Raw genomic sequence first — 16,667 nt, 5'->3', positions numbered from 1 at the left:
CTTACACAGTTATCTTGACAAGCCCGTAAGAAAAGAAGCCGTTCGGGTCAACTCGCAGCACCCCATTGACGGGCTGCCCCACCACCGTGTACGTCAAGCTCTGGCCGTTGGCGTAGGCGTTGATACTGCCCGCAACGGTCGGGCGCCCCGGCGCGGAGAACACGTTCGCGCCGACTGTCGGTCGGTAGCTGAAAATCAGGTTGAACAGCGCGCCGAGCAGAGTCGGGCGTCGGTCGAGCACCGTCACCGATGCCGGAAGTGACTGGACGCGTTCCACATTCGGGGCAGCAGCGGCGTTGCGACTAGCAACGCCGGCAACCGAGCCTGCACGCAACGAGGACACCGGCGACAAGCGAGCCGTCACCAGAGTTCGCACAGCGGTGTTCGCGGCTAGTGCGCGTGCCGAATCGTCGCCGTCCGCCGGGCTCGACGCGACCGTGCCGGCGGCCGTCGACCGAGCCGGTGACTGTGACCGCGACCTGGCGGCGGATGCCGGCGAACCGACGCCCACGGGCCGCGCCGCGGCAGTCCCGCGGGAATGCGCCTGTGACCGGGCCGGACCGGAATGAACCGGCCCCGCCGAACCGGCGGCACTGGTTCCGGTCGATGCCGACGTGTCCGCAAATGCCACCGCGGGTATTGATGCGATCGCCGCACCGACACCGAGCGCGACCGCGAGTGCCCCGACTCGGCCCACGTACCAAGCACCGCGCACCGGCAAGACACGCGGCTGACTGCCGTGCATCCCCACCGACGTATCCGGCGAACTTATCGGCGCTTCACTCACCAGTTGCCCCCGCACCCCTGAGACCCGACGTGTATGTGACAACCGAACCAGACGGTCGGTGGCGTGGCGACTGCTTCGCTAGGGTTTCGCTTCACATCCGCAAACAATTAAGGTTGCGACAAATGTTTGACGTCACGGCTTTCCGTAGAATTCATGTGAAGCAGCAACTTTCTGTACTGGTAGCGCTGCAGTCGGAGCCGAGTAGCGTCGTGGTGACACCCGAATCCGGCCGGCCGCTCTACACGCTCGTCCGGGCGGTCCACCCGCATACCGTGGTGGAGTTCAGGATGCCGTTGGGGCTCTTCGCCGTTCACCTGGCCAGCGCAGTGCGTGACAACGGCACCGGCCGGGTCGTGGCCCCGGACCGCCGAGGTCGGGTTGGACGGCCTGATCACCGTCTTGGAAGGCGATGCGGTGCAGACGCTCACCGGCCACGGGCCGCCGGTGGACTCAGTCCTGCTCGACGGCTGGAAAAACCTCTATCTGCCGGTGCTACAACTGCTCGAGTGCTCGAGCCGCGTCTGACTCTGACGAACTCCCACTCGAGCGTGCACTGACGGCGTCGACGGTGCACTCACGGCGGGAGATCGCCCGCAATTGCGCCCTGGACGCACACTCGGCGCCCGCGTTGCACACCCGGCTGAGGCCGCCTAGGTGACCAGCGCGACCGAGTTGGCCCGGCGCAGCTTGCCCGACGGTGTCTTCGGGATGGTGCCCGGTCCGAGAACCACGACGTTGCGCGGTCGAACGTCGACCTCGGCGACGACCTCGTGGGCGACCTCATGCTCGATGCGGCGCACCGCGGCGGGATCCTGCCAGGCGTTGGACTCGACAGCCACCGCGAAAGTCTCCCGGGAGTGGCCGGCGTCCAGGCGCACCGCGACCGCGCAGCCGGGGCGCACACCCTCGACGCGCCCCGCGGCACGCTCGATGTCGGTCGGGTAGATGTTGCGGCCGGCCATGATGATGACGTCCTTGACGCGACCGCACACCACGACGTGGCCGTTCTCGAGCAGGTAGCCCAGGTCGCCGGTGTCGTACCAGCCGTTCTCGTCCTGGGCCGGCACGAAGCCACCCATCGTGATGTAGCCCGGCGTCAGCGACTCACCCCGCAGTTCGATGATGCCGACACCACGCGCCGGCAACACATTGCCGTCCTCGTCGACGATCCGGGCCTCGAGATCCGTCAGCAGCGGACCCAGGGTGGCCAACCGGCGGGTGTTGCCCTTGCTCGCCGGGACGGCGCGGCGCAGCGCGGCCAGCAGGTCGGCGTCGACCTCGTCGACCACCAGGCCGGCGCCGCACTCGGAGAACGACACCGCCAGCGTGGTCTCGGCCATGCCGTAGGCCGGCAGGATGGCCTCGGGCTGCAGACCGAACGGCCGGCCCGCGTCCAGCAGGTCCTCGACGTCGGCGGGTTCGACCGGCTCGGCACCCGACAGGGCGAACCGCAGCGAGGACAGATCGAATTCACCCGGCTTGGCCTGGCGGCGCAGACGCTTGGCGAACAGCGCGTAGGCGAAGTTCGGCGCCGCGGTCATCGTGCCCTTGTACTTGTCGATGAGCTTGGCCCACAGCAGGGTGTCGCGCAGGAAGTCCATCGGGGTGACCTTGACCAGCTCGGCACCGAAGTACATCGGGATGGTGAGGAAGCCGACCATGCCCATGTCGTGGAAGCAGGGCAACCAGCTGACCATGACGTCGGTGTCGATGTCGTACTTGGCGCCGATGAACATCGCCTCGGCGTTGGAGTGGATGTTGCGGTGGGTGATGACGACGGCCTTGGGCGAACCCGTCGAGCCGGAGGTCAGCTGCATCAGGGCGACGTCGTCTTCGGAGGTTTCGACCGGGTCGATGGGCTCGGCGGCCAGCAGCGCCTCGACGGTCAGCACCTTGACGCCACGCTCCTCGAGCACCGGCACGGCGACCAGGAACGGATCAGAGACGACGACGGCCTTGGCCTCGATCATGTCGATGACGTTGGCCGTGTCCTTGGCCCACTGCTCGAGGTCGGTGCGCGGGGTCGGCTGGTGCAGCATCGTCAGGCTGGCACCCCGCATCCACAGCGCCTGGGCGGTCGGGGCGATCTCCACCGGTGCGCCGGCCAGCACGCCGACCGCGTCGCCGAGGCCGATCCCAGCCGCGGACAGACCGCCGGCGATGCGCCGGGCCCGCTCGTGCACCTCGCGCCAGGTGTGCCGCACCGGCTCGTAGGGCTCCCCGGTGACCATGCCCTTACTGCTGGTCATGGCGCTATGGAACATCTTGTCCGTGAAACGGCTCATGACGACCTCCTCGGCATCCGGAGCTGGCTGATCCGCGCCGTCGGGCACCGGAGCTGGCTGCTCAGCGACATCGGACTGGGCGCGAACGCCCGGATTTTCATGCTCCGCCTGCCTGAACGCGCCGCATAGGAGGCACGCCAGTACAACTGGGGAGCGGTTCGGTCTCGAAACGGTGATGCATTGGCGACATCGACCGGCGCCGCCGGGCCACCGCCCGCCCGGGACCGGGTGGGCGATTCGCACGTATGCAGTGCCTGGCCGTTAGTCATCACCGCCGCTCATCTTAAACTTCCCTTAAGTTACCGCCAAGTTTTCTTGGGTATTGAGAAGCGCGTCACACCTGAGACCGGGCAGCGCAGCGTCTCAGGAGGCCACGATGCGGGCACCGTGGACCGGGCCGCAGGCCACCCGCACCGTCCGGCAGACGTCCGCGCCGGCCAGTTCGGTGCCCACGTCGAGCGCCGCGGCCGCCGATTCGCACAGGAACGCACACGTCGGCCCCGAGCCGGACACGATGCCGGCCAGCGCACCCGCGTCGGTTCCGGCGCGCAGGGTTCGGCGCAGATCCGGGTTGAGACTCAGCGCGGCCGGCTGCAGATCGTTGCCCAGCACGCGAGCCAGTTCACGTGGGTTGCCGCCGGCCAGCGCACCCAGCAGGGGCTCGGGATCACTGAGCCGTGCCGGATCACCGGTCTCGCGCAGCCGATCGATCTCGCGGTAGACCTCCGCCGTCGAAAGCCCACCCCTACCGAATGCCAGCACCCAGTGAAATGTGCTGCGCGCCAGCACTGTTGCCAACTCTTCACCGCGACCGGTACCGAGAGCGGTTCCGCCGTGCAACGCGAAGGGGACGTCGCTGCCGAGTTCGGCGGCCAGCGCGTGCAGGTCGCGCCGCGGCACCCCCAGCTCCCACAGGTTGTTCATCGCGACCAGCACGGCGGCCGCGTCGGCACTACCTCCGGCCATACCGCCGGCCACCGGGATCGACTTGTCGATCGTGATCTCGACGTCGGGCGCGCGACCGACATGCTCGGCCATCAACTCGGCAGCCTGCCAGGCGATGTTGCGGGAGTCGGCGGGCAGCTCATCGGCGCCCTCCCCGATCATTCGCAGCGACAACACGTCGGCATTGCGGACCGTGACCTCGTCGACCAGCGACACGGCGTGGAAAACGGTGGTGAGTTCGTGGTAGCCGTCGTCGCGGCGGTCACCGACGCCCAGATACAGGTTCACCTTGCCGGGAACGCGTACCGTCACCGACCCGGTCGCAACCCATTCGGGGGCAACGGAGCCGTTGGACGAGGACATCGCACGAGACTATCGCGCCGCGGCCGATTCCCTCCTCCGCCGCCGATCGGTGAATCTAGGGTCGAAGGATGGTGCACCCCGGACAGGAGTTCGCGGGCCACCCCGTCGAAGCACTGCTCGGGCGCGGCGGTGGTGCGGCGGTCTATCGGGCCCGCGGAGCCGACGGATCGGTCCTCGCTTTGAAGGTGCTCGACGACCAGCACCGCGATGACGCCAACACCGCCCGCCTGGCCCGGGAGTACCGCATCACCGCCGGCCTGCGGCACCGCCACATCGTGCGGGTCTATGACCACGACAGGTACTGGATGACCCTGCAGTACGTCGACGGCGGTAACGCGACCGGACTGCACTCGCTGGACACCAAGCTCGAGGCCCTCGCCCAGATCGCCGATGCGCTTGACCACGCCCACCGCTGCGGTGTTGTGCACACCGACGTCAAACCAGCGAACATCCTTATCCACCAAGACTTTTCGCGGGATGGCGCGATCCTGATCGACTTCGGCGTGGCGCATGTGCTGGCCGAGGATGTCTGGCACCGGCCCGCCGAGGTCGTGGCGTCGTTGCCCTACGCCGCCCCCGAACTCCTGCAGGGTCGCCTCCCCCAGGCGGCGACCGACGAATATGCATTGGCCTGTACGGCCCTGGAACTGCTCACCGGCTTCCCGCCGTTCACCGCACACAACCCGATGGCGCTCGTCGACGCGCACCTGCACCTGCCGCCACCGGAGACATCGCGGGAGGTGCGGTGGTTGTCGAGATCGTTTGACCTGGTCTTGGCCCGAGCAATCGCCAAGGATCCGGACCGCAGGTATCCGTCATGCACCGAACTGGTGCATCACATCGCTGACACGGTGCGCCGAAGCGCTCAGAACACCTGAGCTGGGCGTGCCGGCCCGTCCGAGGAATCCGGTGCGGCGGTGAAGCCTCCGGAGCGCTGCAGCAGCCGCACGAAGTCGGCGATCGTCAGCGTCTCGCCGCGACGAGCCGGATCGATGCTGGCGGCCAGGAGCCGTTCGGCGGACTCGTTGCCCGAGCCCGCCCACTCCAGGAAGGCGTTGCGGGCGGTCTTGCGGCGCTGGGCGAAGGCGATGTCGATCAGGTCGAACACCCGCTGCCGGAAGTCGTCGTCGGCCGGCCAGGGCGAGGTCTCGTAACGGTCGATGCGGACCAACCCGGAGTACACCCGCGGGATGGGCCAGAACACCGTCGGCGACACCATGCCGTAGCGGCGTACCTTGCCGAAGAAGCGCACCTTGGCGCTGGGCACGCCGTAGTCCTTGCCCCCGGGCTCGGCGGCCAGCCGCTCGGCGACCTCGGCCTGGACCATCACCATCACGGTGCGGATCGAGGGGAACTCGGCCAGCAGGTGCAGCAGCGCGGGCACCGCGATGTTGTAGGGCAGGTTGGCGACCACGGCGGTCGGCGGGTCAGCCAGATCGGAGCGCTCCAGCGCGAGGATGTCCTGGTTGAGCACGGTCAGGCGATGGATCTCGCTGTGCGAGTGCTCGGCGACGGTCTTGGGCAGTCGCTGAGCCAGCACGGGATCGATCTCGATGGCGCTCACGGTCGCGCCGCGGTCCAGCAGGGCCAGCGTCAGCGAACCGAGGCCGGGACCGACCTCGAGGACGTGATCGTGCTTGTTGATGCCGGACGCCGAGACGATTCGACGCACGGTATTTGCGTCATGGACGAAATTTTGGCCCAGAGATTTACGCGGCTTGAAGTCGAGTTCCTTGGCCAGATTTCGAATCTCGGTTCGCCCGAGGAGACGAATTGTCACGATGCTCCCCTCCCGCACACGGGCCAGGCCCCCCAGCCTTGACGTGAACGCGTTACTTCAGCAATTGCTATCTGTTCTTCTCTGGTTGCCAGGTCGGCACGGCCAGCATAGCGCAGTCCACCGTTTCTTTCCCAGGTGTTTTGGTCGAACTGCACGCCACCGTAGTAACCGTTACCGGTGTTGATGGCCCAGTTTCCGCCCGCTTCGCACCTGGATATCGCATCCCAGATGGGTCCGTTCGAGACCGGAGGCACCTCGGTGCCGGGCTTGGCCCCCACCCGCAGAACCGAATCACGGGCCGGGACGATCACGGTGTTGGCAACGGGCAGCCGTCCGGTTTCCACACCGTTGACCTTCGATACAGCAAAAGTCACGTCCTGAATGCCAGGCGTTCCGGGATCCTCGACGACCTGGCGGCTCATGTTCATCGTCGGATCCTCGATCCGCTGGGCCACCGGCACCAGCGGCACCCGCGCGGTGACCTTCTCGATCCGCATTCTGGTCACCTGGATCTGCATACCGGCGATCACCGGGGAGGACGCCGCGGGGACGACGGTGTCGGCCTGTTCCAGCGGGACACCGGCGGCGGCCAGCAGGCCGGCGACGGTCGGTGCGGCCAGACGAACGGTGCTGACAACGCCGCCGTCGTTGATCTGGACGGTCTTGGCGCTGACCACGGGCAGGGCCATCCCCTCCAGGGGCAGGCGGCTGCCGCGCGAGGCCGCGGCCGGGGCGGTGTCGGACATCCGCAGCTGCGCCAGGGCCTCGTCCACGGTCGACGCGGTGGTCCACACCTGCTTGGCGTCCTGGCCGTCCAGCGAGATCTGCAGCGGGCGGCTGCGGCGCAGCACGATCGTCTCGGCGTCGTGTACCGGCTGGCCGGCGCCCGGGAACAGGTCGTCCCGGTCGCCGATGGAGTAGCCGTTCTCCTGGATCACGTCGATGACCCGCGACTTCATCGTGGTGACCTTCAACTGAGTGCCGTCGATGTTGAGCGTCACGGTCTTCTGGGAGGCCACCGCCACCGCGCCGGCACCGGCCAGCGTCAGCAGCAGCGCAGCGACAACCAGTCGAAGGATCGGTGAGGGCGATTGGTGGAGCTTGGTTAACGCATTCAAGAGTTTCGGGTCCCGCCTCGGCACTAAGAACAAAGCGGGGGCCCGTCAAACAGCGAGCCCCCTTTGATCACAAGACGGTAACGAACCGGCCTAGAACCGGGCAACCCGGGGTGACAGCTCTCAAGAGACCCTTAGAGACCGTAGACGCGCCGCGCCGTCGCCCAGGACTGCTCGGCCACCAGCTGCGCCGGCCGGTCGACCACGTCGGCCAGCGCCCGCACGGTGTAGGGCAGGCAGTAGGGCTCGTTGGGGGCCCCACGGAAGGGATGCGGCGTCAAAAAGGGCGCGTCGGTCTCCACCAGCAGCTGCTCGGGCGGGATCAGGGCCGCCGCCTCCCGCAGGTCACGGGCGTTCTTGAAGCTCACCGTGCCCGACAGGCTCAGCACCCAGCCGGCTTCGACGCAGGTGCGTGCCATCTGCGGCCCCGAGGAGAAGCAGTGGAAGATCACCGTGTCCGGGGCGCCCTCGGCGCGCAGCACGTCGAGCACCTCGGCGTCGGCGTCCCGGTTGTGGATCATCAGCGGCTTGCCGGTCCGTTTGGCCAGATCGATGTGCCAGGCGAAAGACTCCCGCTGAGCCGAAGGCTCGGCGCAGCCGTCGAGCTTGCCCGGCCAGAACAGGTCCATGCCGGTCTCCCCGATGGCGACCACCCGCGGCTGAGCGGCCAGCTGCTCGAGTTCGGCGCGCGCGGTTTCGGTGAGGGCATCGGCGCGGGTCGGGTGCAGCGCTACCGCCGCATAAACCCGGGGATCCCAGGTGGCGGCGTCGGCGGCCCAGCGGGCGGCGTCGAGGTCGTCGGCGATCGTGACCGCGGCGACCACCCCGACGGCCTCGGCGCGGTCGAGGACGGCCCGGACGCCGGCTGCGTCGCGGGCACCGCACGCATCGAGGTGGGTGTGCGCATCGATCAACGGCGTCAACGGCTCTGGCGGTGGCGGTGCCGAACGCTGTGAACCCACCGCAACACAATAAGGTGGGAGCTGAAATGAGCCAGAAGACCCCGTTCTATGTCACCACGGCGATCGACTACCCCAACGGTGCTCCCCACATCGGGCACGCCTACGAGAAGATCGCCACCGATGCGGTCGCGCGGTTCAAGCGACTCGACGGTTTCGACGTGCGCTTCCTCACCGGCACCGACGTCCACGGGCTGAAGATGGCCGAGACCGCCGCCGCGCAGGGCATTCCCACCGCCGAGCTGGCGCGACGAAACTCCGATGTCTTCCAGCAGATGCAGGAACGCCTCAACATCTCCTTCGACCGGTTCATCCGGACCAGCGATGCCGACCATTACGAGTCGTCGAAAGCCATTTGGCAGCGGATGAACGACGCCGGCGACATCTACCTGGGTAGCTACCAGGGCTGGTACTCGGTGCGCGACGAACGCTTCTTCACCCAGGACGAGACCGAGGTCCGCGACGACGGGGTGCGCTACGCCGTCGAGACCGGGACCCCGGTCACCTGGACCGAAGAACAGACCTACTTCTTCAAGCTGTCCGCCTATGCCGACAAGCTGCTGGCGCACTACGCGGCCAATCCGGATTTCATCGGTCCCGACGTCCGACGCAACGAGGTCGTCAGCTTCGTCTCCGGTGGGCTGCGCGACCTGTCGATCTCGCGCACCACGTTCGACTGGGGCGTGCCGGTGCCCGACCATCCCGACCACGTCATGTATGTGTGGGTCGATGCCCTGACCAACTACCTGACCGGCGTTGGCTTCCCAGACACCGAGTCCGAGAGCTTCCGACGCTACTGGCCGGCCGATCTGCATGTGATCGGCAAGGACATCGTCCGATTCCACACCGTCTACTGGCCGGCGTTCCTGATGTCGGCAGGGATCGAACTCCCCCGCCGCGTCTTCGCCCACGGCTTCATCAACGTCAAGGGCGAGAAGATGAGCAAGTCGGTGGGCAACGTGGTCGACCCGATAGCTCTGGTCGACGAGTTCGGCGTCGACCAGGTGCGCTACTTCTTCCTGCGCGAGGTCCCGTTCGGCCAGGACGGCAGCTACAGCGAGGACGCCATCGTCGGCCGGATCAACGCCGATCTGGCCAACGAGTTCGGCAACCTGGCACAACGCTCGCTGTCGATGGTCAACAAGAACCTCGACGCGGCGGTGCCCACCCCGGGCGGGTTCACCGACGCCGACGCCACGCTGCTGGCCGTCGCCGACGGGCTGCTGGACAAGGTGCGGGCGGCGTTCGACGAGCAGGCCATGCACATCGCGCTGGAGACGATCTGGCTGATGCTGGGCGCAGCCAACCGTTACTTCTCCGCCCAGGAGCCGTGGGTGCTGCGCAAGTCGGAGTCCGCTGCGGATCAGGAGCGGTTCCGCACCGTGCTGTACGTGACGCTGGAGGTGGTGCGGATCGCCGCGCTGCTGGTGCAGCCCGTCATGCCAGAGTCGGCGGCCAAGCTCCTGGACCTGCTGGGGCAGCCGGAGTCGCAGCGGGATTTCACCGCCACCTGCGTGCGGATCGCGCCCGGGACCGCGCTGCCCGCCCCCAGCGGGGTGTTCCCGCGCTACCAAGCCGAGTGATCTGCGTCACGTAGAGTCACAGTCAAAGCCGCTGGGGTGTCTTGAGGGCATGACTGAACACAACGCACAGCACAACACCCGCGTCGTCGTGATCGGCGGCGGATACGCCGGGGTGATCGCGGCCAATCATCTGCGTCTGCGTCCCGACGTCGACATCACCCTGGTCAACCCCCGCCCGGAGTTCGTCGAACGGATCCGCCTGCACCAGCTGCTCACCGGCTCCGACGACGCGGTGGTCGCCTACCCCGACATCCTGGGCGAGGGCATCCGGTTGGTGGTCGACGCCGCCACCGGGATCGACACCGCCGCCCGTCAGGTGCACCTGTTCAGCGGCGAGTCGCTGGACTACGACTACCTGATCTATGCCGTCGGTAGCGGCTCGGGCGGGCCTGCTGTGCCCGGTGCCGACGAATTCGCTTATCCCATCGCTGATCTCGAAGAGGCACAGCGGCTGGCCGGCGCGCTCGGGCGGCTGCACTACGGTGCGCCGGTGTGCGTGGTCGGCGCCGGACCGACCGGTATCGAGGCCGCCGCCGAACTTGCCGAGCAGGGTCGCGCCGTCACGCTGGTGTGCGGATCGGTGCTCGGCCCGTACCTGAGCACGCCGGGGCGCCGGTCGGTGGCCACGCGGCTGCGCAAGCTCGGGGTCGAGATCGTCGACGGGCCCGGCGCGATGGTGTCGGCCGTCGAGTCCGACGCGGTGGTGCTCGACGACGGGCGGCGGCTGGTGAGTTTCGTAACGATCTGGACCGCCGGGTTCGGTGTGCCCGACCTGGCGACGCGCTCCGGGCTGCGTACCGACGCACTCGGTCGTCTGCTCACCGACGAGACCCTGACCAGCATCGACGATATCCGGGTCGTGGCGGCCGGGGATGCCGCGGCGCCCTCGGGTGCGCCGCTGCGGATGAGCTGCCAGGCGGCCATCCCGCTGGGCGCGCAGGCCGCCAACACCGTGCTGGCCCGCATTGCCGGCACCCAGCCGGCCGCGATCAGCCAGGCATTCACCGGGCAGTGCATCAGCCTGGGCCGCGGTGCGGGCACCGTGCAGCTCGCCCGCACCGACGACACCCCGCTGCCGCTGTATGTCGGCGGGCGTGCCGCCGCGGTGATCAAGGAGGCCGTCTGCAAGGGCACCGTCGGGTTCCTGCGCCGGGAAGCCCGCAAGCCGGGGTCCTATTTCTGGCTCAAGGGCGGCAAGCGCCCGACGCCGCACGCGGTGCAGACCCGATGAACGGCGGCGATGAACACGCGCAACGCTTCACCCTGCTCCGCCCGCTGCTGTTCACCATCGCCTACGAGATCCTCGGCTCGGCGACTGAGGCCGACGACGTGCTGCAGGACGGCTACCTGCGCTGGGCCGCGGTGGATCTGGCGCAGGTGCGCGACACCAAGGCCTACCTGGCCCAGCTGATCACCCGGCAGGCCCTCAACACGCTGCGAACGCAGGCACGCCGTCGAGAAGACTATGTGGGGCCGTGGCTGCCCGAACCGCTGCTGCTCGACGACACCGATGCCGCCGCCGATGTGGTGCTGGCCGAATCGGTGTCGATGGCCATGCTGGTGGTGCTGGAGACCTTGACTCCCGACGAACGCGCGGTCTTTGTGCTGCGCGAGGTGTTCGGCTTCGGCCATGACGAAATCGCCAGTGCCATCGGCAAATCCGCGACGGCAGTGCGCCAGATGGCGCACCGGGCCCGTGAGCACGTGCACGCCCGGCGGCGCCGGTTCGAGCCCGTCGACGCCCAGCGTTCGGAGCAGATCACCAGCCAGTTCCTCGTCGCGGCGGCCACCGGGGACATCGAGGGACTGATGGCGATGCTCGCCCCGGACGTGGTGTTCACCTCCGACAGCGACGGCAAGGTCAGCGCGGCGCGACGGCCGGTCGCCGGCGCCGAGAAGGTGGCCCGGTTGCTGATCGGCCTGATGAGCCGGGCCGGCTCGGAGTACCGGGTGGAACTCGCGTCCTACAACAGTGCCCCGGCTGCCATCGTCTACCGCGACGGGCAGCCGGACAGCGTGTTCCTGATCGAGGTCGGCGACGGCAAGATCACCAACTTCTACGCGATGCGCAACCCCGACAAGCTCGCCACCGTCACCGTGCGCAGGGAGATCAGCCGCTAGCGGGGGCATCTGTCAGGCTAGGGCGATGCGCATCGACCGGCTCGGGGATGTCGGCACCGCCGCCGACGTGCTGCGCGCCCTCGCCGCCGCGGCCGCACGCCACCGACAGCCGCCCCCGGCCGCCCTGGTCGGCGAATGGTTCGGTTCGCGGGCGGTGATCGCGCCCAGCGTTGCGGTGCACCCCGTCGACCCCGCCGAGGTGTTCGCCGTCGCGCCGGGCGCGAATTCCGGGGCGATCGGCGGCGGCTGGTTCGGCTACCTGTCGTATCCCGATGCCGCGGCCGACACCCGCCCGCCCCGGATTCCCGAGGCCGCCGGGGGCTGGACAGACAGTGTGTTGCGGCTCGACCGGGACGGCTGCTGGTGGTACGAGAGCCTGACCGGCGCACCGATGACGCCGCAGGTGGCCAGCGCACTCTCGTCGCCACCGCCGCCGCAGAAATACCAGATTGATTGGGATGAACCCGATTTCGACCGCCATCAGGCCGGCGTGCTGGCCTGCCTGAACGCGATCCGCGCCGGCGAGGTCTACCAGGCCTGTGTCTGCACCCAGTTCAGCGGGACGCTGGTCGGTTCGACGCTGGAGTTCTTCGCCGACGCGGTGACCCGGACCGTTCCCGCGCGGGCGGCCTACCTGGCCGGGGATTGGGGCGCGGTGGCGTCGCTGTCTCCGGAACTGTTTCTGCGCCGCATCGGCGACGCCGTCGCGTCCAGCCCGATCAAGGGAACGCTGCCGCTGCATCGCTCGCCCGCCGAGCTGCAGGCTTCGGTCAAGGACGTCGCCGAGAACATCATGATTGTCGACCTGGTGCGCAACGACCTGGGCCGGGTCGCCGACGTCGGCAGCGTGACCGTGCCCGAACTGCTGGCCGTGCGGGCCGCCCCGGGAGTGTGGCATCTGGTGTCGACGGTCGCCGCGACCGTGCGCCCCGACCTGCCCACCGCGACGCTGCTGGCCGCGACGTTTCCGCCGGCCTCGGTGACTGGGACACCGAAAGGACGTGCCCGCGAACTGCTTTCGTCATGGGAGCCGCGGCGGCGCGGGGTGTACTGCGGCACGGTCGGCATGGCATCGCCGGTCGCGGGCACCGAGCTCAACGTCGCGATCCGCACCGTCGAGTTCGACGCCGGCGGCGCGGCGGTGCTCGGCGTCGGCGGCGGGATCACCGCCGACTCCGACCCGATAGCCGAGTGGCAGGAGTGCCTGCACAAGGCCCGGCCGGTTCTGGAGCGCACGCCGATCTACGGTTCGCGCGAGCGCAGCACCGCGTCATAGAGTTCGCGCCGCGACGGCGCGCCCGGGTTGGCCTCGACCACCCGCGCGCAGGCGTCCTTGACCCGCAACCCGTCGGCGACGATTGCCTCGACCTCGGCGACCAGGCTCGCCACGTCGGTGCTGGGGACGGCACCGGCGAGCACGACGGTGATCTCACCCAGCACCTTGTCGGTGGCCCACTGCGCGAGATCGGCCAGTGACCCCCGCACGATCTCTTCGTGCAGCTTGGTCAGCTCCCGGCACACCACCACCCGACGCTGGCCACCGAGCTCGGCGACGGCGTCACGCAGACAGTCACCCAGCCGCCGCGGCGACTCGAAGAACACACAGGTTCGCTGCTCGGCTGCCAGCCCGGCCAGCCAGGCGCGGCGCGCCGACTCCTTGCGCGGCGCGAACCCCTCGAAACAGAACCGGTCCGACGGCAGGCCGGACACCGCCAAGGCGGTGGTGACCGCCGACGGGCCGGGCAGGCAGCTGACCGGCAGGCCGGCCGCAACGCATGCGGTGACCATCCGATAGCCGGGGTCGTTGATCAGCGGCATCCCGGCGTCACTGACTACCAGCACGGTCGCGCCACCGGCGATCTCGTCGACCAGCGCCGGCACCCGCGCCGCCTCGTTCTGGTCGAACAGGCTGACCACCCGCCCGCTGATCCGTACGCCCAGCGACTGGGCGAGAGTGCGCACCCTGCGGGTGTCCTCCGCGGCCACCACATCGACGGTGGACAAGGCCTCGACCAGCCGCTTCGAGGCGTCGGCGGGATGGCCCAGCGGCGTCGCGCCGAGCAGCAGTCGCCCTACCGACTCCGACGGGCCGGGGTGAACTGACTCGGGGAAACCCGCCGGCGGGCTGGAGCGAAGCGACTCGGGGAATCCCACCAAGACAGCCTACGATCGCAGGCGATGACCACCACAGCCGATGACCTCGTCGCGCATCCGCGCCGGGCTCCCGTCATCAGCCCGGGCCCGCTGGTGCCGGTCGCCGACTTCGGCCCGACCGACCGCATCGAGGGTTGGGTCGCCACCGCAATCGTCACCGCGCTGGCCGCACTGACCCGGTTGATGAACCTTGGCTCGCCCACCGACGCGGGCACGCCGATCTTCGACGAGAAGCACTACGCGCCGCAGGCCTGGCAGATGCTGCACAACTACGGCGTCGAGGACAATCCCGGCTTCGGGCTGGTGGTGCACCCGCCGATGGGCAAGCAGTTGATCGCACTCGGTGAGGCGTTGTTCGGCTACAACGGGGTGGGCTGGCGGTTCACCAGCGCGGTGCTGGGTGTGGTGCTGGTGGCCCTGGTGGTGCGCATCGTGCGGCGGATCAGCCGCTCGACGATGGTCGGCGCGATCGCCGGCCTACTGCTGATCGCCGACGGCGTGAGCTTCGTGGCGGCGCGCACGGCCCTGCTGGACGGCTTCTTAACGTTCTTCGTGGTGGCGGCGTTCGGCGCGTTGCTCGTCGACCGCGACCAAGTGCGTGAGCGAATGCACGTCGCCCTGCTGGAAGGCCGCATCGCCGAAACGCCGTGGGGCCCGCGGCTCGGGGTCCGGTGGTGGCGGTTCGGCGCGGGGGCGCTGCTGGGCCTGGCATTCGCGACGAAATGGTCGGGGCTGTACTACATCCTGTTCTTCGGTCTGATGTCACTGGCCTTCGACGTGGCGGCGCGGCGCGCCTACCGAGTGCCACGGCCGTGGTTCGGGGTGATCCGGCGGGACCTCGGCCCGACGGCTTACGTGTTCGGCCTGATCCCGTTCGCGATCTATCTGGGTTCCTACGCGTTCTGGTTCTCCTCGGAGACCGCGGTGAACCGCTACGAGGTGGGCGAGTCGATCGGCGAACGGCAGTGGTACCAGCCGCCGGATGCGATCCGGTCCCTGTGGCACTACACGTACAAGGCCTTCCACTTTCACTCGACGCTGACGAACTCGGCGGGCAACCACCACCCGTGGGAGTCCAAGCCGTGGACGTGGCCGATGTCGCTGCGGCCCGTGCTGTACGCGATCGACAACCAGAACGTTCCCGGCTGCGGGGCGGCCTCGTGCGTCAAGGCCGTCATGCTGGTGGGCACGCCGGCGATGTGGTGGCTGGCGGTGCCGGTCCTGGTCTATGCGATGTGGCGGGCGTTCGTCCGCCGCGACTGGCGCTACGCCGTCGTGCTCACCGGCTACGGTGCGGGATTCCTGCCGTGGTTCGCCGACATCGACCGGCAGATGTACTTCTTCTACGCGGTACCGATGGCGCCGTTCCTGGTCATGGCGATCGCGCTGATCCTTGGCGACCTGCTGCACGCGCCGAACCAGAACACCGAGCGGCGCACGCTGGGGCTGATCGTCGTGAGTTGTTATGTCGCCCTGGTGATCACCAACTTCGCCTGGTTGTACCCGGTGCTGACGGGCATTCCGATCTCGCCGTCGACGTGGAACATGGAGATCTGGCTGCCCAGCTGGCGCTGACTGTTATCCCCAGCGCGAGATCGACACCAGGGTCGCGATCTCGAGAATTCCACAGCCCTCAGTCGTTTTCGGTGTCTCGGTCGCGAGTTTGTCGGGCCCGCACCACAGCATGCGGGTATGTCGTCCCCGATCATCGGAAGCGCAGCGGTCGCCAGCGGCGTCCTCACCCGTGGTCAGCTGCGCTGGAACTACACCGCCATCCATCCCGACGTCTACCTCCCGAAGGGGTGTGCCCGCACCCTCGACGTGCGCACCCGGGCAGCGGCGCTGTGGGTGCCGGGCGGCATCGTCACCGGTCGAGCGGCCGCCGCCCGGCATGGGGCGTCGTGGGTCGCGGCGGCAGCCCCGATCGAGCTCATCGGGACTGCGCGCCGCCCCCAAGCCGGTGTCATCGTGCGTGCGGAGCGCATCCGGGTGGACGAATTCACCCCGCTTGGAGACGTCGTGGTGACAACACCGGAACGCACCGCGCTCGACCTGGCGCGTCACCTGCCGAGAGCGGATGCGGTAGCGCACCTCGACGCGCTCACCGCCGCAACCACCGTCGACCTTGCTGCCGTCCTGGCTCTCGCCGACCGCTACCCGGGAGCGAGAGGAATTCAACGCGCACGCACCGCATTGGCACTGACCGACGCCGGTGCACAGTCACCACGGGAATCGTGGCTACGACTGCTGGTGATCGACGCCGGCTTTCCCCGGCCGACCACGCAGATTCCGGTCTGCGATGGCCGTACGACGCTGTTCGTCGACCTCGGTTGGGACGAGCCGAAGATCGGACTGGAGTACGAAGGCGGGCACCACCAGTCCGATCGGCGTCAATTCGTGCGGGATATCGGCCGTTACGACGTCTTCGAGGACCTGGGCTGGCTGATGATCCGGGTGGTGAAGGAACACAGCCGCGGGTACATCCTGCAGCGGGTTCGCGACGCATTCGCCCGCCGGCGCATCAGCCTGACGAGATCTGCATGAGGGTTGTGAATCGCGCCGATTTACAACCCTG

Annotated in this window: 14 protein-coding genes and 1 pseudogene; 8 read left to right on the top strand and 7 right to left on the bottom strand. The window is 68.5% G+C overall.

The window, feature by feature from the left end; translation table 11 throughout:
- Nucleotide 1 precedes the first annotated feature (1 nt).
- Complete coding sequence (locus tag ADBZ9K_RS12650) at nt 2–247, bottom strand: hypothetical protein (RefSeq protein WP_526621008.1); 246 nt, start codon at nt 245–247, stop codon at nt 2–4.
- Between the two features lie 746 nt (nt 248–993).
- On the opposite strand from ADBZ9K_RS12650, the pseudogene ADBZ9K_RS12645 reads away from it, so the two are divergent.
- Nucleotides 994–1,294 (top strand): annotated as a pseudogene (locus tag ADBZ9K_RS12645) (O-methyltransferase); the annotation flags it as partial.
- A 143-nt stretch (nt 1,295–1,437) separates the two neighbouring features.
- Here ADBZ9K_RS12645 and ADBZ9K_RS12640 read toward each other — a convergent pair.
- Entirely contained in the window at nt 1,438–3,072 is a 1,635-nt protein-coding gene (locus ADBZ9K_RS12640; RefSeq protein ID WP_526621006.1) for a fatty acyl-AMP ligase, read from the bottom strand.
- A 363-nt stretch (nt 3,073–3,435) separates the two neighbouring features.
- Nucleotides 3,436–4,380 carry a 4-(cytidine 5'-diphospho)-2-C-methyl-D-erythritol kinase gene (locus tag ADBZ9K_RS12635; protein WP_526621004.1) on the bottom strand — a complete coding sequence of 315 codons (945 nt, stop codon included), beginning with the start codon at nt 4,378–4,380 and terminating at the stop codon, nt 3,436–3,438.
- 68 nt (nt 4,381–4,448) lie between these two features.
- Between ADBZ9K_RS12635 and ADBZ9K_RS12630 the strand changes: the two genes are divergently transcribed.
- Complete coding sequence (locus tag ADBZ9K_RS12630; protein ID WP_526621002.1) at nt 4,449–5,258, top strand: serine/threonine-protein kinase; 810 nt, start codon at nt 4,449–4,451, stop codon at nt 5,256–5,258.
- Here the strand turns inward: ADBZ9K_RS12630 and rsmA are convergent.
- The 3 genes from rsmA to ADBZ9K_RS12615 form a co-directional block, all read right to left on the bottom strand.
- Nucleotides 5,246–6,160, bottom strand: a complete 915-nt coding sequence (gene rsmA, locus ADBZ9K_RS12625; protein WP_526621001.1) for a 16S rRNA (adenine(1518)-N(6)/adenine(1519)-N(6))-dimethyltransferase RsmA — start codon at nt 6,158–6,160, stop codon at nt 5,246–5,248. The genes ADBZ9K_RS12630 and rsmA overlap by 13 nt on opposite strands.
- On the bottom strand, nt 6,157–7,278 hold the full coding sequence (locus tag ADBZ9K_RS12620) for a transglycosylase family protein (protein ID WP_526620999.1): 1,122 nt from the start codon (nt 7,276–7,278) through the stop codon (nt 6,157–6,159). Before ADBZ9K_RS12620 ends, rsmA begins: the two co-directional genes overlap by 4 nt.
- Before the next feature lie 131 nt (nt 7,279–7,409).
- On the bottom strand, nt 7,410–8,237 hold the full coding sequence (locus ADBZ9K_RS12615; protein WP_526620998.1) for a TatD family hydrolase: 828 nt from the start codon (nt 8,235–8,237) through the stop codon (nt 7,410–7,412).
- A 26-nt stretch (nt 8,238–8,263) separates the two neighbouring features.
- On the opposite strand from ADBZ9K_RS12615, the gene metG reads away from it, so the two are divergent.
- From metG to ADBZ9K_RS12595, 4 genes are read left to right on the top strand one after another with little or no spacing between them, the layout of a single operon-like run.
- Entirely contained in the window at nt 8,264–9,817 is a 1,554-nt protein-coding gene (gene metG / locus ADBZ9K_RS12610) for a methionine--tRNA ligase (RefSeq protein WP_526620996.1), read from the top strand.
- Between the two features lie 49 nt (nt 9,818–9,866).
- Nucleotides 9,867–11,048 carry an NAD(P)/FAD-dependent oxidoreductase gene (locus ADBZ9K_RS12605; RefSeq protein ID WP_526620994.1) on the top strand — a complete coding sequence of 394 codons (1,182 nt, stop codon included), beginning with the start codon at nt 9,867–9,869 and terminating at the stop codon, nt 11,046–11,048.
- Nucleotides 11,045–11,938 carry an RNA polymerase sigma-70 factor gene (locus ADBZ9K_RS12600; protein ID WP_526620993.1) on the top strand — a complete coding sequence of 298 codons (894 nt, stop codon included), beginning with the start codon at nt 11,045–11,047 and terminating at the stop codon, nt 11,936–11,938. Before ADBZ9K_RS12605 ends, ADBZ9K_RS12600 begins: the two co-directional genes overlap by 4 nt.
- 25 nt (nt 11,939–11,963) lie before the next feature.
- Entirely contained in the window at nt 11,964–13,214 is a 1,251-nt protein-coding gene (locus ADBZ9K_RS12595; RefSeq protein ID WP_526620991.1) for an aminodeoxychorismate synthase component I, read from the top strand.
- Here the strand turns inward: ADBZ9K_RS12595 and rsmI are convergent.
- The gene (gene rsmI, locus ADBZ9K_RS12590) at nt 13,181–14,005 is read right to left on the bottom strand and encodes a 16S rRNA (cytidine(1402)-2'-O)-methyltransferase (RefSeq protein WP_526622595.1); all 825 of its coding nucleotides are present in this window, start codon (nt 14,003–14,005) and stop codon (nt 13,181–13,183) included. The genes ADBZ9K_RS12595 and rsmI overlap by 34 nt on opposite strands.
- Nucleotides 14,006–14,116: 111 nt before the next feature.
- Here rsmI and ADBZ9K_RS12585 point away from each other — a divergent pair, with 111 nt between their 5' ends.
- Together ADBZ9K_RS12585 and ADBZ9K_RS12580 are read left to right on the top strand one after the other, a co-directional pair.
- The gene (locus tag ADBZ9K_RS12585) at nt 14,117–15,667 is read left to right on the top strand and encodes a dolichyl-phosphate-mannose--protein mannosyltransferase (RefSeq protein ID WP_526620989.1); all 1,551 of its coding nucleotides are present in this window, start codon (nt 14,117–14,119) and stop codon (nt 15,665–15,667) included.
- Nucleotides 15,668–15,784: 117 nt separating this feature from the next.
- Entirely contained in the window at nt 15,785–16,636 is an 852-nt protein-coding gene (locus ADBZ9K_RS12580; protein WP_526620988.1) for a type IV toxin-antitoxin system AbiEi family antitoxin, read from the top strand.
- The last annotated feature ends 31 nt before the right edge of the window (nt 16,637–16,667 follow it).

The organism is Mycobacterium sp. (assembly GCF_965229265.1).
In the GTDB taxonomy this organism is placed as follows: Bacteria; Actinomycetota; Actinomycetes; order Mycobacteriales; family Mycobacteriaceae; genus Mycobacterium.
The sequence above is the reverse complement of the archived record's forward strand: the minus strand, read 5'-3'. Positions and strand labels throughout refer to the sequence as shown.

Bases quoted from the DNA above. Each gene is read 5' to 3' on its own strand.
- ADBZ9K_RS12640 (WP_526621006.1), bottom strand. From the start codon at position 3,072: ATGAGCCGTTTCACGGACAAGATGTTCCATAGCGCCATGACCAGCAGT.
- ADBZ9K_RS12635 (WP_526621004.1), bottom strand. From the start codon at position 4,380: ATGTCCTCGTCCAACGGCTCCGTTGCCCCCGAATGGGTTGCGACCGGG.
- ADBZ9K_RS12630 (WP_526621002.1), top strand. From the start codon at position 4,449: ATGGTGCACCCCGGACAGGAGTTCGCGGGCCACCCCGTCGAAGCACTG.
- metG (WP_526620996.1), top strand. From the start codon at position 8,264: ATGAGCCAGAAGACCCCGTTCTATGTCACCACGGCGATCGACTACCCC.
- ADBZ9K_RS12605 (WP_526620994.1), top strand. From the start codon at position 9,867: ATGACTGAACACAACGCACAGCACAACACCCGCGTCGTCGTGATCGGC.
- ADBZ9K_RS12600 (WP_526620993.1), top strand. From the start codon at position 11,045: ATGAACGGCGGCGATGAACACGCGCAACGCTTCACCCTGCTCCGCCCG.
- ADBZ9K_RS12595 (WP_526620991.1), top strand. From the start codon at position 11,964: ATGCGCATCGACCGGCTCGGGGATGTCGGCACCGCCGCCGACGTGCTG.
- ADBZ9K_RS12585 (WP_526620989.1), top strand. From the start codon at position 14,117: ATGACCACCACAGCCGATGACCTCGTCGCGCATCCGCGCCGGGCTCCC.
- ADBZ9K_RS12580 (WP_526620988.1), top strand. From the start codon at position 15,785: ATGTCGTCCCCGATCATCGGAAGCGCAGCGGTCGCCAGCGGCGTCCTC.